The following is a 17,557-nucleotide window of genomic DNA, read 5'->3' on the forward strand; positions in this document are numbered from 1 at the left end:
GTAAAAATGTCAAAAATAAATTTCTGTCCACATTGCGGTATAAAAATTCAAGAGGAAGGAAATTTTTGTCCCGAATGCGGTTCAAAGTTATATGAGCAATCACATAAAACTAACAGAGTCACCAATAATAAGAAAGAACGTGTATTAAAGAATACTTCTGCTAAAAATAAAAATATTTATTGGTGGGCTGCAGGGACTGCTGTAATATTATTTGTAATTATTTACTACTTATCACAGCCAACTAAAGAGTATAAAATTATAAAAGAACAACAGCAAGTTGTAAGTTCTGTTTCATATCCTTTATCGCGTTATGATGCAAGTTATTCGATTGCTTTTTCAAAAGGTGGCAAAATTATCCTTCCTCTTGATGAAGTTAAAGAAAAGAAGATGGTGAAATTTGATTATTTCATCCAAAATACATCTATACCAATTCTTGCATATTTATCTGAAGAAGGAAAAATAATTACCGCAATCAGTATGTGCGAGCCATGCGACTCAAAAGATTTCCATATTCGAGGTAGCAATCTCATCTGCAATTCGTGTGGAACTACATGGAATCTGAACAACCTTGAAGCTATAAGCGGAGCGTGTGGTAAATATCCACCAGATCCAATACCAAGTAAGGTTGTGGGTAATGAAATTCAAATTGATGAATCTCTTGTCTTGAACTGGAAAAGACGAGTATAAAAAATGAAACTATATACTATATCGATTCAAAGCTTAAGAAGAAGAAAATCAAGAACAGCATTTCTTTTGTTTGGACTCGTTCTCTCAATAGCATTAGTTATAATGTTGATAACATTAAGTGAAAGTATTAATGCAAGTGTTTCGCAGAAATTGGATGAATTTGGAGCTAATATTATTGTTACACCTAAAAGTGAACAATTGCTAATCAATTATGGCGGAATGATGATTGGAGATATATCATATAATAATTCGCAATTAAAAGAAACAGATATAGCCCGCATCCGCTCGATTAAAAACAGCAAAAATATTTCAACCATTTCACCAAAGTTGCTGGAAATAGCAGATGTAAATGGTAAGAAAACTATTATCGCAGGTATTATATTCGAGAACGAACTTCGATTGAAAAAATGGTGGCATATAAAAGGAAATATACCCGAATCTAAAAATCAAATATTAATAGGAAATAATGTTTCAACACATAGACAAATTAATATTAACGATACCATAAAAATTAAAAATGAGATTTTTGTAGTAAGTGGAATTCTTGATAACACCGGTTCGCAAGATGATGATTTTATCTTTATGAATCTTTCTTCTGCACAAAAATTATTTAATAAACCCGGAACTATTTCACTCATTGAAATTTCTGCTTTGTGTTACGACTGTCCAATTGAAGAAATTGTAGCTCAGACTTCTAAAGCAATCCCTGCAGCAAAAGTTACACCAATTAAGCAAACCATAGAAGCAAGAATGTCAGCTGTTCATAGTTTTGAACATTTTTCAATTGGGATATCGATGATAATTCTTGTTATTAGTTTCTTAATTGTTTTTATAAATGTAAATGCTTCTGTAAACGAAAGAACAAAGGAAATCGGAATATTTAAATCGGTTGGCTTTAGACAAATACATATCTTAAAAATAATTCTATTTGAGATTTTTATAATAAGTCTAATATCTGGATTGGCAGGATATTTCATTGGTACAAATTCAGCAAAATTTCTACTACCACATTTAAGTATGTTTGCTGCCAATGAATTAATTATTAGACCAATATTACTTTGGGAAACAGTTTTGCTCTCACTTATTGTAAGTCTATTAGCCTGTATTTATCCAGCACTTAAAGCAGCAAAACTCGACCCAACTGTTGCATTCAGGTACATCTAAAATTTAAGGACGACAAATGAGTTTAGTTGAAATAAATCAAATATCAAAAGTGTACGAAACTGGTGGAGTAAAAATTACAGCAGTTAATAATGTTTCATTTACTATATCGAACAATGAATTAATTACCATTATGGGAGAATCTGGCTCTGGTAAAACTACACTACTTACAATTATGGGAGGTTTATGCAAACCGACATCGGGAAAAGTGATTGTAGATGGTCTGGATATTTATTCTCTTAACCAGAATAGTCTGGCAGATTTTAGAAAGGAATATCTGGGCTTTGTCTTTCAAACATTTCAACTTATTCCGTATTTAACAGTTGAAGAAAATGTAATGCTACCACTTGCAATAAGTGATCTGAGAAAAAAGCAGAAAAAAGAAATTGTTTATTCAATACTTGAAAAAGTTCATATTAAAGATAAATCGAAAAGATTGATAAATGAACTTAGTGGCGGTGAACAACAGCGAGTTGCAATAGCAAGAGCACTGGTAAATGATCCTTTGATTATTCTTGCAGATGAGCCAACCGGTAATCTTGATTCTAAGACAAGTAAAGAGATCATCAATATTTTTCTTTCTCTTGTCTCAGAAGGTAAAACTGTTGTAATGGTAACACATAATAAAGAATATACAAAATATGCAACAAGAGTTATTGAACTATCAGATGGTAAAATAATTAAAGAAAATTATATCTCACTTTCTGAGGTTACTCACCCTGTTAGTGTTTGATAAAAATAAATTAATAACATTAATATGAATTCGAAATTTTTGATAAGGATGGTAATGATAATTTTTCCTGTGTTAATGCTTGATGTGATAAATGCACAAAATGGATGGTCCATTGCAATTAATCTACAACTTGTAGGTGGTAGTTATACTTTTGACAAAAATAATTTCAATAAAAATAAAATTATCTATTATTATAGTGGCCTGGGAAATTGGGCTATTAGTTTATTGGCTCCATTAAAGACTTATGAAATTACACCACAGCGTGCTGATTCCCTTATATTCCCTTTTATTAAAGAAACATATACTGGCAATATTATTAACGACATTTTTTTCCCGCCAGCATTTAATATAAACACTTATGTTAAACTTCCTATGATACCATATTCTAAAAAGAAAGGTGAATATAATTATGGTTTCTCGGTAACTCTCAGGAAATTAAATAAAGTTTTTTTTGGATTTGCTAATCTGGGGTATATCGTTATATCTAATCCTTTACATAACAATCATCGAAATCCGTTGAGTTATGGTTTTGGAATAGGGAAATATTTTTATGAAAAGTTACTAACATCTTGGGTATTTTATCACAGTTATTCAGCAATCGTTGAAGATTACAAACCACCCACCCTCATTTCTATTGGTGTTAACTACAAAATTTATAGAGATGTAATCATTTATCTTATTGACACTTTAGAAGTAAGTAAAAGTTATTCTGGAAATTCGTTTTCAGGAGGATTGAGATGGAATTTATAAACAGATTAATCTAAACAATCAGGGAGTTATAGAATGAAAAAACATAATTTAAATATCACTAACAAAGTAATGCAAATGTGCTTTGTAATAACATTATATCTTATAGCATATACAAGCTCATTTTATGCCCAGCATCAACATGGAAACATGAGTGGCAATCAACAAATTCAAATGCAGCACAACATGAATACAATGATGGAAAACATGCAAACAATGATGAATCAAATGAATCAGCTTGCTGAAAAGAGCAACAAAATGCTTCTTGTTATGAAGTCAAGCATTAATCAAAATCAGAATGATATGCATTCATTGAATATGCATGCAAAATCCATGACAACTTTAATGCAAAATATGAGTGAAATGTCTGGCAGTATGAAAAACATAATTGAAGACATGAACAAAGTTATTCATGATTCTGAAATGATGAAGAATGATGAAATAAAAACACACATGGAAGATATGATGAAAACTATGAAAAACATGATTAATGAATACGAAGACATGCTTAATAAGATGGAAAAGATGCAATCAAAAGAACAAAGTAGATAAAGTCATGAGACATAAAAATAAACTATTGCCCTTTGCCCTCTATATTGTTATAACACTCACCTCTTCAAGCCTCAAGAACTACGCCCAGGAAGGCTGGTCTTTAAAAGCCAGCCTTCAATTTTCAGGAGGAAATTATTCTTACAACAATTCAAGTAAAATATTTTATTTTTACGGCGAAGCCAGTTATCAAAAAAATAACTGGAGCTTCAATGTTTCTGTACCTGTTGTTGCTCAGAATGCAGGTGGTGTTGGTCAGGTAGGAGGCATGATGCTTCCAAATGGAAATAATGATGAAGATAATCATTATAACATGATGACTGGTAATGAAAATAATAGTAACTTTATGAACAATCATTCAATGTCCTCATTCAACCATTTTGGTCTTGGAGATATTTCTCTCTATGGTTCATATAATATTTTTGAAGATAATGCTTCACTGTTTTCGCTGAGTTTAAATTCATTTTTTAAAATTCCTACTGCAAGTTACAGCCTTGGTTTAGGTACAGGAAAATTTGATTTGGGAATTTCAGCAACAATTAGAAAAATGCTGGATAGCTACATTGGTTTTCTAGACCTTGGTTATATTGAAATTGGAGATCCACCTAATATTAAATATAATAATCCGCTAAGTATTGGACTAGGTTTAGGAAAGTTTTTTGATGAAGGTAATTATTCTCTTTTGCTTTATTATCAGGCATATACAAAAATAATTGATGGTTATCCTGCCCCTCAATTATTATCACTTGGATTTAATTACAAAATTAATTCCAGCCTCACCCTTTCTTTGATTGGAGCCGCAGGATTAAGTAAAATAACTTCTAATTTTTCTTTTTCTAGTGGTCTGGAATGGAACCTTTAATAAAAAATGAAAGGAATTATTATGCAATTATTACCAGATTGGGCACCAAATATTCATCCAATGATAGTTCACTTTCCACTTGTCCTTTTGATCTTTGCAGTGTTATTTGACTTTACAGGTTTGGTATTAACAAAATTCGAATGGATTAAAAAGTCTGCATTATTATTATACTTTTTAGGAACAATAGCAGCAGTGATTGCTTTTATTACTGGCAATGGAGCATCGGATAGTATAAATATTCCGTCTAATGCTTTTTCTGCTGTGAATGAACATGCTGATTGGGCAGAAATTACTTTATGGTTTTTCATCATTTATACAATAGTTCGTTTAATCTTTGCATTTGGATTTAAATATATACCATTTGCAAAAATTATTATAATTCCTGTTGTACTTAGTGGATTTATTGGCATCTACTTTTTATACAATACTGGTGATCATGGTGCAAAGTTAGTTTATGGATATGGATTGGGAACCGGTAATATTTTAAAATCGGAAAAAACATTACAAACTGCAGAAAGTAAATTTGTTTCTGATTCAACTTTCTCTGTAAGAAAAGATGGCTCATGGAGATTAATCGCAGATGAAAATGTTATTAAAGTTCTATCTCAAAAATTTAAGTGGATCGAAGGTTCTCTACAAGAACTCAATCCAATGTACGAATCCTCCGAATCTATATTAATGTTTCATCTTGGCGAAGAAAATCCAATTATAGCTGGATTTATTTATGATAATAAAATCAAGAGTGTTCAAACTACAGTAAAAATTAATCTCGATAATTTTAATGGTGAACTGGAATTGATTCATAATTTTGTAGATAAAAATAATTACGACTTACTCGGCTTAAAAAAGGATGAAATTTATCTTGCAAGAAAAACTAATGGAGAAACAAAAATCTTTGAGAAAAAAAGCTTGCAAAGTAAACAAATTGATGGATTGCTTGAAATAAAAGTTGTAAGTGAAGGAACTCATTTCAGAGGCTATATAAATAATAAATTGTATATACACGGACATGGAAGTGTTCCTCAGCCAGGTAGTGCAGGAATTAAATTCTCTGGCACAGGCATCATCAACATTAAATCAATTAATGTTGAATCTCTATAATTACCAATTATGATTCTTCTAAAATTGAAAAACAATTATTAATACATTTAATGGACATGGTTGATTCATCAGAGAATTTTTAATTTAAGAAGAATAATTATGATTTGATAAAAGTATTTTTGTAGTTAGAAATTATTTTTGAAGTTGATTCTTCTATCTGATAATCAACCACAAATAAGAAGTTATATTTCCAATTAATCTTAATCACCCATTATTTTAATTACCTTTAATACATTATTTTTGAGTACATTAAAAAATACTTTCTTATATAGAGGTTCATTATGAAATATTTATTTATTATAAACGATGCACCTTACGGAACAGAAAAAGCTTATAATGCACTTCGCCTTGCTATGCAATTACAAAAAGACTTTGAAAACACAGTAATAAGAATATTTTTAATGGCTGATGCTGTAACCTGTGCGTTACCAAGTCAAACAACTCCAAATGGTTATTATAATATTGAAAGAATGCTTAAGTCAATAATAACAAAAGGTGGTGAAGTAAAAATTTGTGGAACATGTGCAGATGCTCGTGGAATAAGAAATCTTAATTTAATTGATGGATGTCAGATAAGTAACATGTCAGAATTAGCAAAATGGACAGAAGATTCAGATAAAGTAATTGTATTTTAATAGTTACTAATATCTTCTTTTATAATTAATTAAATTTCCATTTGAATCATAAATACAAAGTTCAAGTGGCATTTGACCTGGTAATGAATGAGTTGCACAACCAAAACATGGATCGTATGCACGGAATGCCATTTCAATCATATTTAAAACAGAATCGGTAATTTCTGTTCCTTTTTTAATTAATCCTTTTGCTGCTCTTTTTATCGACATTGAAATTGCAGCGTGATTATTGGTTGTTCCTACAATTAAATTTGCTTTCTGAATAATTCCTCTTTCATCAGTAATATAATGATGTGTTAATGTACCACGTGGTGCTTCAACAATACCAATTCCTTCGGATGGAATTTCAGTAGGTATTTTTCTGATTTCTTTAGATGTAATTTCTGGATCATTAATTAATTGATTTGCTCTTTCGGCAGCATACATAAGTTCAATAATCCTTGCCCAGTGTGTAGCCAGTGTATGATGAACTGGGATTTTACCTGTATGATCTCCCGTAAATGTTTCATAAAATTTTTCATACTCTTCCTGTGCTAATGGAGTTGCCATTCCATCAGAAACATTTAATCTTGATAGTGGAGTTGCAATGTAAACTCCACTTTCTTTACCATCTACAAATCCTTTCCAGCCTATTTTTTTGAGATATGGAAATTTAAGATAACTCCAACTTTCTATATGCTCTGCAACATGATTTAGATATTCATTGGGTTCATATTTACAAAATTCATTACCATCAGGATCAACAACTCGAACTTTTCCATCATAAAAATTGACTTTATTATTTTCATCAACCAAACCCATGTAGTAAGTTTTTTGAGTATAATTATCAGATAGAATCAGATCAATATATTTTGAATTTTTTAAGACATAATCATCGAAGACCTTAAAAGTAAATTTTGCAAACTCAATAAAGTATTCTAAATCTTTAGCAAACATTTCTCGTTCTTCTTCGCTCAGACCTCGAGTTATGCCACCTGGAATAGCAGTAACCTGATGAATTTTTTTGCCTCCCAGTGTTTGAATAATATTTTGTGCAATAGAACGAAGTTTAATTACTTTTTTTCCTGCTTCAATTCCAACTTTATTAATAACACCTAAAATATTTCTTTCGGATTTTTCAGCCTCTGGACCAACTACAAAATCTGGTCCTCCTAAAGCATAGAAATGAACAGTATGATCTGCACAAAAGAATACAGAATAAAGTAGCTCTCTTAATTTCTTAGCAGCTGATGGAATTTCAACTTTATAAACTGCATCGCATGCTTTAGCAGATGCCATATGATGAGCTTCGGGACATACACCACAAATCCTCGTTGTAATTCTTGGCATTTCTTCAACTGGTCTACCCTGAACAAATTTTTCGAATCCTCTTAACTCGGGAACTATGAAATAACAATTTTCAACTTCACCATCATCATTAAGAAAAATATCAATTCTTCCGTGACCTTCGAGTCGTGTAATCGGATCAATTTTTATATGTTTCATATTTGTCTCTCTAATTAATGATTGTAATCAAAATGTTTTCTTTTCAGAGTTGAGCCAGCTAATGAAAATCTATACAATGTACCAATGGGATCAACCAGTTTTTCAAATATTTTTCTTATTTCATCAGTTGAAGTTGCATCGATAACAGAACTTAGAGCAGATATCATTTTAGCACCTTGATCTCTCACATTTGGTGGAGGACCATAACATCCTCTACAGGGAACATTTGCTTTAACACATAAAGCACCACAACCACTTCGCGTTGCTGGTCCCATACATAATATTCCCTGATCGAGCAGACATTCATTTTCATCTGGTATTATTTCATGAGGTCTATAAAATTCTTTAATCTTCTTTTCTTTTCTTGTACGTGGACATTCATCGCAACAGGTTTTATTATCAGTACCAAGCACCGTCCCTTTAGGAGGTAATTCCTTTCCAGTTTTTAATATATCAATAACTGCAAGAATCACAGCTGTTACTTGAAATGATTGAGGTGGACAACCGGGAATAAAATAATCTACATCTACTACATCTTTTAATGTTTTAACATTATTCCAGAATTCAGGTAATTCTGTTTCTCCTTCTGGATGTTCTGTTTTTAGTTGAGGGAAAATTCCCTTACTCTGTTCATCAACACTTGGTGAATCTTTAAACACAAAATCAAAGATTTCATTTCTATCAAATAAATTTGCTAAACCAGGAATACAGCCTTCCATAGCACACGAACCAAATGCTACTAAAAGTTTAGATTTTTTTCTCAAAAGTTTTGCAATATGTTCATTTTCATCGTTACGGATTGCACCATTAAAAAGTGTTAAATCGATAGTGCCATCTTCCATAGCTTCGACATCGCTATATTTAAAATCCATTGCACATGGCCAGAAGACTATATCAAAAAATTCAGCCACATCAAGAATTTTTTCTTCGATATCAAGAATTGTAATTTCGCAACCACCACAACTTGCAGCCCAGTATAATGCAAGTTTGGGTTTCATCGTTATTCCCTCATAAATTTAATTTTAATGGACCCAGTTTTCTTATTTCTTCTGTAAATTCAAAAGAAACTTTAGCATACTTTTCTGATTCAGAAGCCGAAATCCATTCAAGTCGTAATCTTTTTTCGTCAATACCAAATTGCTTTAAAATCATTTTAAGAAATTCTACTCTTCTAAGAGTTTTAAAATTTCCTTCGAGATAATGACAATCACCAAAGTGACAACCTGCAATTAAAACACCATCAGCTCCTCGTTTAAATGCTTCGAACACAAAAGAAGGATCAACACGACCAGAACACATTGTTCTTATTATTCTAATATTAGGTGAAGATTTAAGTCTCGACACACCGGCTAAATCGGCTCCTGAATATGCACACCAATTACAAAGGAACCCAACAATTTTAGGTTCAAATACTTCGTTCATATTTTTTAGCTCATTGTTTTATATTTCTAATATCCCTTCTAATTCTGCATAAATTTGATCATCAGAGAATCCCATGCCTGTAATTGCACCTGCAGGACAGGCTGCTACACAGGTTCCACATCCTTTGCATAATGCTTCGTTAACAAATGATATTTTTTTATCTTCATTAAACTCAATGGCATTAAAAGGACATAAATTATTGCATATGCGGCATCCTGAACAATATTTTTCATCTATGTATGCACGAATAGGTTCAATCTCAACTTCTCCTTTTGAAATTAATGAGAGGGTTCTTCCAGCCGCAGCACTTGCTTGAGCAACAGTATCTGGAATATCTTTAGGTCCTTGTGCACATCCAACGATATAAATTCCATCACTCATTGTCGAGAAAGGATCGAGTTTTGGATGACGTTCGAGAAAGAATCCATCTGGACTTCTTGATAAGCCTAAAACTTTTGCAATTTTTTCTGCACTCCTATTTGGTTGAAGTGCATTGCAAAGTATAACCATATCAACTGGAATTTCTCTAAACTTTCCAATTAGAGTATCTTCGCATTTTACCACAAGGAATTTCTCGCCATCTAAAGATTTTCTTTCAACAACTTCTGCTACTTTACCACGAATCACATTTATTCCTTCGTTCAATATTCTCGAATAAAATTCTTCATAACCTTTTCCATAAGCTCTCATATCAATATAAAATTGATAAACTTCTGCATTAGTTCTTTCTTTTACTAAATGTGCAAATTTCAATGCATACATACAGCATACACGAGAACAATATTTATTGAAATTAGAATCACGTGAACCAACACAATGAATAATTGCAACTGCTCTTGGACTTTTTCCATTTCTTAAAACTACTTTTCCACCAGTTGGACCAGTTGAAGAAAGTATTCTTTCAAACTCAAGTGATGAATAAACATTTTCTAATCTTCCATAACCATACGGAAAAAGTTTTGATGCATCAATTATTTCATATCCGGTTGCAACTATGATTTGACCAACTTTAATTTCAACGATTTCATCTTTCATTGTATAATCAATAGCATTTGGTTGACATACTCTCTGACATTCATGGCATTCAACACAAACACCACAATTTAAGCATCTTGATGCTTCTCGAACTGCCTGTTCTTCTGTAAATCCAAGTTCAACTTCTTCGAAATTTGTTTTTCTATAAACAGGATCAAGTTTTGATATAACTTCTCTTTCAATTTTGGGAGTTTCTTTATATGTAGGTGCGTATGTGTGTGGTCTAAAACTTTCTCCTCTTAGAACATCTAATTTTACCATATGAGTTTTATAATTTTCAAGAGGTTCGCCATTAAGATATTTTTCAATTGATTCAGCTGCACGTCTTCCATGTCCCATTGAAGCTATAACTGTCGATGGTCCAAGTACAACATCTCCGCCAGCAAAAATTCCTTTAATATTTGTCTCAAGTGTTTCAAGATTTACCTGAAGAGTTCCCCATTTTGTTGTCAGAAAACGAGTTCCAGTATTAATAGGCGATAAATCTGGCATCTGACTTATTGCAACAATTACTTTATCAAATTCCAGAATATGTTCACTTTGAGGAACTGGAATAGGTCTTCTACGACCCGAAGAATCTGGTTCACCTAAAGTCATTCTAATACATTTAACTGCTTTAACATTTCCATTTTCGTGAATAATTTCAACTGGAGCAGTTAAATAAGAAATATGAATTCCTTCGGCTTCGGCATCGGCAATTTCTTCTTCAGAGGCTGGCATTTCATATTTTGATCGTCTATAAAGAATTGTAACTCTTCGAGCCCCTAAACGAAGAGCAGTTCTTGCAACATCAATTGCAGTATTACCCCCGCCAATAACCGCCACATTCTTTCCAATATCCACTCCAATACCTACATTAACCTTTCTTAAAAAGTCAATCCCGTGCAGCACCCCTTCAGCATCTTCTCCCGGAATATCCAATTTTACACTTTTATGTGCACCAATAGCCAGAAAAATTGCAGAATATCCTTCGGCAAATAAATCATCAATAGTTATATCAGTTCCAATTTTTACATTGGTTCTAAATTGAATACCAAGATCTTTAAGGTAATTAATTTCTAATGCCAAGAATTGTTTTGGTAATCGATATTCAGGAATTCCAATTGCAAGCATACCACCGGGAATGGAGTATTGTTCAAACACAGTAACTTGAAAACCTTTCATTGCAAGATCGTGAGCACAAACTAAACCAGCAGGTCCAGAACCAACAATTGCTACTTTTTCATTCCTTTGATTTTCAATTTTGGGTGGAACAAATTTTCCATAGTTTTTCAATTCCCAATCAAGAGCAAAGCGTTTTAAATGTTGAATTGCAATGGGTTTATCAACATGACCACGATTACATTCACTTTCGCATGGATGATAACAAATTCTTCCACAAATAAATGCAAGTGGATTTCTTTTATGAATCAATTGTGCTGCTTCATGAAATTTTCTATTTCTTATTAAAGCTATATAACCAGCTGCTTCTTGACGAATAGGGCATGCTTCTATACATGGAGGTCTTTCCTGACGATCGATTACATAAGTATTAGGAACTGCTTGAGGAAAAGCCTTGTGAATGGCTGTTCGCATTTGTTTAAATTCATCAAACCAGTTAGGAACTTTAACAGGGCATACTTTAGTACATTCTCCACACGAAGTGCATTTTGATGTAACATACCTTGCTTTTTTTCTTATTCTTACAGAAAAATTACCAATATAACCACTAACTTTTTCCACTTCGGATAGAGTCATCAATTCAATATTTTTTCTATGACTAACGGAAACCATTTTAGGTGTAAGAATACAGGCAGCACAGTCAAGTGTAGGAAATGTTTTATCGAACTTTGCCATTTGTCCACCAATAGTCGATTCTTTTTCAACCAAATAAACTTTATTACCAGATTCTGCAATTTCCAGTGCAGCCTGTATTCCTGCAATTCCACCACCAATTATAAGAGTATCGGGATTAATTTTACTTTTACTGACTTCTAAGGGAGTATGATTTTTTACTCTTTTATAAGCAGCATTTATTAATGCAAGTGCTTTTGTTGTTGCTTTTTCTACATCATCATGAACCCATGAACATTGTTCTCTTATATTTGCCATCTGGAATAGATATCGATTTAATCCAGCTCTTTCACATGTATTACGAAAAGTTAATTCGTGCATCTGTGGAGAACATGCTGCTACAATAATTCTATTTAATCCTTTTTCTCTTATATCTTTTTCGATCATTTGTTGTCCGGGATCGGAACACATAAATTTATATGAGGTAGAAACTTCTACGTATGGCTTGTCTCTCATTTTTTCAGCAATTTCTTCAACTCTAACAGTTTGTGCGATATTAACTCCACAGTGACAAATATAAATACCAATTTTAATATCATTATTCATGCTTCATTCACCTTTTCATTTCTGATGGTTTAATGATACTTTATATAATGATTCTAATTTGTCGCACTTATAAAAATTTTGTTCGAGACCTAATTCGCCAACATCAATACCAAGTGCAACACCAAGTATCTGAGTAAAAAAAAGAATGGGTATTTTATATGTAGTAGAATATATTCTATTAATTTTATTCTGATATCCTTCAAGATTCATTTGACAGAGAGGACAGGTGGTAGCAATGCAATCAGCTCCATTTTCTTGAGCACATTCAAGAATTTCTTTAGTTAGATTAAGAGAAGAACTTTGATAAGTTGTCATTAACATACCACCGCAACAACGGAGTTTATAAGGAAAATAAACATCTTCTGCTCCTATGTTTTCAAAAAGATTTTCCATAGACATTGGATTTTCTCTATCATCAAATCCTTTTTCGGGTCTAACTATTTGACAGCCATAGTAATTTGCAATTCTTAATCCTATGAGTGGTATTTTGACATTTAATTTGATTATTTCAATTCCTATATCATTTACAAGAATATCAAGTGGATGACGAACTCGAACTGTGCCATTATACGATAATCCTGCTTCTTTAAGACAAAGATTAACTTTATCAAAAACTTCATTATTACTTTTTAAATACTTATTAGCTTTATTCAGAATTGTATAACAAGAGCTACAGGGAGTAACAATATCATATCCAATTCTTTCTGCCAGAGCAAGATTGCGTGCAGCTACTGCAAGTGCCGTTATTTCTTTGATTGACATGTAGATTGTTGCACCACAGCAGTTCCAGTCCTCAAGTTCTACAAGTTCACAATTAAGTGCATTAAATACAGCTCTGCACGATTTGTCGTAATTATTATTTACTGTGTGAAGACTACAACCCGGATAATATGCATATTTCATTTTTTCCTCTTACTTATGTTAACTCACAGCTTTGTATCCAACAGCTTCGGGGATGTAAGCTAATTCTTCTTTTTCTGGTGGTAATTCAAAAGTTTCGGCTTTTTTAATAATCTTTCTTAAATCATTTATTGCCTTTATTTTTTCAGAAGTCAGTTTTATTCTTCTTTTTGTAATTAATTTTATTCCCAGTGGAATTAGATTTATAATTTTCCATAATCCTGTTCTTAAATAAAATCTTAGAATTAATTGCGCTTCATTCAATCTTCCGTATTTATAAATACATTTCATAAAAGAATATGATAATGCATAAGTTGGTATATTCTTATTGAATAGTTTCTTTTCCATTGCAGTTCTTTTAAGTGCATAAAGTATATCTGTAACTTTTATTAGCGAAGGACATCGAGTTTGACAGGTATAACAAGAAGCACAAATCCAGATAGATTTACTTCTTAATATTGATTCCATATCACCAGCTCTAAACAATGCTATTAATTTTCTTGGAGTAATATCCATAGCATATGAAAGAGGGCATGAACCCGTGCACGTGCCACATTGAATACAAAGTTTAATTCGTTCTCCCTGTGGAATTACTTTTGTTCGATATAGAAATGAATTACGTAATAAAACTTCTTTTTCTGGATGCACTCCAGGTAATATTTCACTTTCTACTGTCATTCTATTCCCTTTCTTTTCTTAAACTATTTTCAACTTCCCAGCTTTTGAGTTCACCAAAATACTGTGGATATTTTTCGACCATTTCATATTCGGCAGAAATTATCATTTGATGTGAAAATTCCATATCGGCAAGAAATCTAAATATTCTTTTACCTGATAAATCTGTAACATATTCAGCACAATCGAGATAAAAATCTCTTGCTCTTTTTTCTTCATCAATTGCAATTTTTAAAACATCTTTAAGACTCATCTTTTTTCTGGCGGCAGATGAATTAATATGTTTTGGCATTTGACTTTCAGGAAGTTTCAAAGGAACATCTGGAAACATTTCATTATATTTTTTTTCGAGAATTAATTGATGTTGCTTCTCTTCTTTTACAAGGTTTAAGAAACGTTCTTTAAGCAATTCATTTTGAGAGAGATCGGCTAAATCCTGATAAATTTCCTGAGCATCAATTTCACTTCGTATTGCCACTCCTAAAGCTTCAAGAGCTGTAAGGTCTTCGGCTATCATGTGTTATACCCTTGTTAATTGTAAATTCTCTTTTTTTAATTCATTGAACACAAATGAATAAATTTCATCAGCACATTTATTTATTGCATACTTAACTTCTACAGATATCTTATAAGTAAATTCACTAATTGATTTTGATTCTATTGCATAAATAAAAATTTCTTCGGGCATCGGAATTCCAATTTTTTTAGCAAACTCAATAGCAGTTGAAAAATTAAGATTATGATACGAAACCATTTTAATCGAATTAACAAAATCTTTATTAGAAAATTTATGAATATAGCCAGCAGGTTTAAGACCTGTTCTTATAGAATCAATCAAGATTGCTGAATTATAATTTTTTAAAAAATCAATTATTCTCAATCCTCCTAAAGATGTTGATTCCACTTTAATTAGGGAAAAATCTTTTAGCTTCTTTCCAAGTTTTTCTGCAACTAAAATTCCAGCAGCATCATCTCCCAGAATATTATTGCCCAAACCGAGAATTATTAGTGGTAATTTCATTGTTTTGTTTTTTTCAAATAAAATGCAACCGATATGCCAGTTATCTGAACATTCAAAAAATCAGAAAAAAGAAAGTTTAATAGAAAAGAAAGTAGCGGGATTTCGCAATTAAAGTGCAGATTTCCGCAGGTTAATTAATCAAGATTATACTTTTTTAATTTATCCCTCAAAGTAGAAAGACTCAATCCAAGAAGTCTTGCTGCGTGAGTTCTATTGCCTTCCGAAATTTTAAGTGCTTGCTGTAATAGTTGAGTTTCAACACATTTAATCACTTCTTCAAAATTCATCTTTTTATTTTCAAAACATGAAATACATCTTCTAATAAAATTATCAAAATGTTGCTTTTGTTTTATTTCGTTTGGTAGCACATCGAGAGTAACTTTTCCATCGGTAAATAATACAATTCTCTGGATTATATTTTTCAATTCCCTCACATTACCAGGCCATGAATAATTCTGAAGAGCTTCGAGTGCTGCTTCGGAAATTTCAATTGGTTTATTTGGTTCATAAAGTTTCAAAAAATAATCAACCAGCAAAGGGATATCGTCTTTTCTTTCTCTTAATGGTGGTATTTCAATTGGGAAGACATTTATTCTAAAGAATAAATCCATACGAAATTTTTCTTGAGTTACAAGTTTACTTAAATCAATTTTAGATGAAGTAATTAATCTTATATCTAATGGTATAGAATTTTGTGCACCAATTCTTTTTATTTCTTTATTTTCAATTACTCTTAACAATTTTGGTTGAAGTTCGAGGGGGAAGTCGTCAATATCATCAAGATAAATTGTTCCTTTGTCTGCGATTTCAAATAGTCCTTTTTTTTCGTAGAGTGAACCAGTAAAAGCACCTTTTTCATAACCAAACAATTCACTTTCAATTAGATTGGGAGGTAATGTAGAAAGAGATACTTTAACAAGAGGATAGTGACTGCGATTACTTTTTTTATGAATATATTCGGCAAATAATTCTTTACCAACTCCTGTTTCACCAATCAATAGTATAGAGCAATCACTTTGAGCTATCTTATCGATTTTATCGATGATTTCTAAAATTTTTTTGTTCTTACCAATAATTATGTTTCTTTCAACTTCCATTTCAACTTTACCTTTTAACAGATTCTTGGCAGTTGTTCACCTGAAATCATGTCTACTATTCTTGTTGTTCCAATAATAGTTTTCATATAAACAAGATTAAATTGGTCTTCAATTAATTCGCCAATAATTTGGGAGTCTTTTCCTAAAGGGTGTTGCCGCATTGTATTTAATACTAAATCTGCATCCTTTGAATCAACAATAACAACAAGTTTTCCTTCGTTAGCAACATACAAAGGATCGAGTCCCAGCAATTCACAAATGCTTTTTACATCCTCTCTAATTCTAATTTTATCTTCATAAATAAGCATTCCCACTTTTGCAGATTGAGCAATTTCATTCAAACAACTTGATAATCCTCCTCGTGTTGGATCACGCATCATATGAATATTTTTACTAACATTAATAATTTTTTCAACCAAGGAATTTAATGGAGCTGTATCACTCTCAATATTTGTTTCCAATTCAAAATTGTTTCTTGATACTAAAATTGAAATTCCATGTTCACCAATACTTCCACTTAAAATAATTTTATCTCCTGCTTTACATTTAGAAGGATTTATTTCGATTTGATTTTCTATAATACCTATACCGGTTGTATTAATGAAAATTTTATCGCAACTACCTTTTTCAACTACTTTTGTATCGCCCGTTATAATTTTAACATCAGCAATTTCAGTTGCCTGTTTAATTGATAATAAAATTTTTTTGAAATCTTCAATTGGGAATCCTTCTTCGATAATAAATGATAAAGAAATAAATACTGGTTTTGCACCAGCTACAGATAGGTCGTTTACTGTGCCATAAACAGCGAGTTTGCCAATGTCGCCTCCGGGGAAATAAATTGGATTAACAACAAATGAATCAGTTGTAAATGCAAATTTCGTATTCGAAATTTCAAATATTGCACTATCATGTTTTTGTGATAGTATTTCATTATCAAAGAGCGGATAAATATATTGTTCCAATAAATTTTTACTGAATTTTCCTCCACCACCATGAGCCATTAATATTCTATCGTATTCAGTTTGGGGAACTGGACAACTATTAATATTAATTTGTTCGTTCATT

Annotated in this window: 18 protein-coding genes; 8 read left to right on the forward strand and 10 right to left on the reverse strand. The window is 31.7% G+C overall.

What is annotated here, in order from left to right:
* The first annotated feature begins 6 nt into the window (after window positions 1–6).
* The 8 genes from VJY38_RS05130 (at window position 7) to VJY38_RS05165 (ending at window position 6,475) form a co-directional block, all read left to right on the forward strand.
* On the forward strand, window positions 7–687 hold the full coding sequence (locus tag VJY38_RS05130; RefSeq protein ID WP_353679594.1) for a DUF2318 domain-containing protein: 681 nt from the start codon (window positions 7–9) through the stop codon (window positions 685–687).
* Between the two features lie 3 nt (window positions 688–690).
* Window positions 691–1,851, forward strand: coding sequence for an ABC transporter permease (locus VJY38_RS05135; protein ID WP_353679595.1), 1,161 nt, complete (start codon window positions 691–693; stop codon window positions 1,849–1,851).
* A gap of 16 nt (window positions 1,852–1,867) precedes the next feature.
* Window positions 1,868–2,581 carry an ABC transporter ATP-binding protein gene (locus VJY38_RS05140; RefSeq protein ID WP_353679596.1) on the forward strand — a complete coding sequence of 238 codons (714 nt, stop codon included), beginning with the start codon at window positions 1,868–1,870 and terminating at the stop codon, window positions 2,579–2,581.
* A gap of 54 nt (window positions 2,582–2,635) precedes the next feature.
* Window positions 2,636–3,331, forward strand: a complete 696-nt coding sequence (locus tag VJY38_RS05145; RefSeq protein ID WP_353679597.1) for a hypothetical protein — start codon at window positions 2,636–2,638, stop codon at window positions 3,329–3,331.
* Window positions 3,332–3,364: 33 nt separating this feature from the next.
* The gene (locus tag VJY38_RS05150; RefSeq protein ID WP_353679598.1) at window positions 3,365–3,880 is read left to right on the forward strand and encodes a methyl-accepting chemotaxis protein; all 516 of its coding nucleotides are present in this window, start codon (window positions 3,365–3,367) and stop codon (window positions 3,878–3,880) included.
* Window positions 3,881–3,884: 4 nt separating this feature from the next.
* Window positions 3,885–4,739, forward strand: a complete 855-nt coding sequence (locus VJY38_RS05155; protein ID WP_353679599.1) for a transporter — start codon at window positions 3,885–3,887, stop codon at window positions 4,737–4,739.
* Window positions 4,740–4,760: 21 nt separating this feature from the next.
* Window positions 4,761–5,840, forward strand: coding sequence for a DUF2231 domain-containing protein (locus VJY38_RS05160; protein WP_353679600.1), 1,080 nt, complete (start codon window positions 4,761–4,763; stop codon window positions 5,838–5,840).
* Between the two features lie 281 nt (window positions 5,841–6,121).
* Entirely contained in the window at window positions 6,122–6,475 is a 354-nt protein-coding gene (locus tag VJY38_RS05165) for a DsrE/DsrF/TusD sulfur relay family protein (protein WP_353679601.1), read from the forward strand.
* A gap of 6 nt (window positions 6,476–6,481) precedes the next feature.
* Here VJY38_RS05165 and VJY38_RS05170 read toward each other — a convergent pair whose 3' ends face one another.
* From VJY38_RS05170 to hypE, 10 genes are all read right to left on the reverse strand, one after another.
* Entirely contained in the window at window positions 6,482–7,960 is a 1,479-nt protein-coding gene (locus VJY38_RS05170; protein WP_353679602.1) for a Ni/Fe hydrogenase subunit alpha, read from the reverse strand.
* A gap of 14 nt (window positions 7,961–7,974) precedes the next feature.
* Window positions 7,975–8,958, reverse strand: a complete 984-nt coding sequence (locus VJY38_RS05175) for an NADH-quinone oxidoreductase subunit B family protein (protein ID WP_353679603.1) — start codon at window positions 8,956–8,958, stop codon at window positions 7,975–7,977.
* A 10-nt stretch (window positions 8,959–8,968) separates the two neighbouring features.
* Window positions 8,969–9,382: a hydrogenase iron-sulfur subunit gene (locus VJY38_RS05180; RefSeq protein WP_353679604.1), complete on the reverse strand. Its 414-nt coding sequence runs from the start codon at window positions 9,380–9,382 to the stop codon at window positions 8,969–8,971.
* A gap of 18 nt (window positions 9,383–9,400) precedes the next feature.
* Entirely contained in the window at window positions 9,401–12,796 is a 3,396-nt protein-coding gene (locus tag VJY38_RS05185; RefSeq protein ID WP_353679605.1) for an FAD-dependent oxidoreductase, read from the reverse strand.
* Between the two features lie 15 nt (window positions 12,797–12,811).
* Window positions 12,812–13,699: a CoB--CoM heterodisulfide reductase iron-sulfur subunit B family protein gene (locus VJY38_RS05190; protein WP_353679606.1), complete on the reverse strand. Its 888-nt coding sequence runs from the start codon at window positions 13,697–13,699 to the stop codon at window positions 12,812–12,814.
* A gap of 18 nt (window positions 13,700–13,717) precedes the next feature.
* Window positions 13,718–14,374 (reverse strand): 4Fe-4S dicluster domain-containing protein, encoded by a 657-nt coding sequence (locus VJY38_RS05195; protein WP_353679607.1) that lies wholly within the window; start codon window positions 14,372–14,374, stop codon window positions 13,718–13,720.
* Window position 14,375: 1 nt separating this feature from the next.
* A complete protein-coding gene (locus tag VJY38_RS05200; RefSeq protein WP_353679608.1) occupies window positions 14,376–14,888 on the reverse strand; it encodes a ferritin-like domain-containing protein in 513 nt (170 codons plus the stop codon).
* Between the two features lie 3 nt (window positions 14,889–14,891).
* Complete coding sequence (locus VJY38_RS05205) at window positions 14,892–15,392, reverse strand: hydrogenase maturation protease (protein ID WP_353679609.1); 501 nt, start codon at window positions 15,390–15,392, stop codon at window positions 14,892–14,894.
* A gap of 134 nt (window positions 15,393–15,526) precedes the next feature.
* Window positions 15,527–16,489 (reverse strand): sigma-54 interaction domain-containing protein, encoded by a 963-nt coding sequence (locus tag VJY38_RS05210; RefSeq protein WP_353679610.1) that lies wholly within the window; start codon window positions 16,487–16,489, stop codon window positions 15,527–15,529.
* A 14-nt stretch (window positions 16,490–16,503) separates the two neighbouring features.
* The gene (hypE, locus tag VJY38_RS05215; protein ID WP_353679611.1) at window positions 16,504–17,556 is read right to left on the reverse strand and encodes a hydrogenase expression/formation protein HypE; all 1,053 of its coding nucleotides are present in this window, start codon (window positions 17,554–17,556) and stop codon (window positions 16,504–16,506) included.
* Window position 17,557 lies beyond the last annotated feature (1 nt).

The organism is Rosettibacter firmus (assembly GCF_036860695.1).
Classification (GTDB): Bacteria; Bacteroidota; Ignavibacteria; order Ignavibacteriales; family Melioribacteraceae; genus Rosettibacter; species Rosettibacter firmus.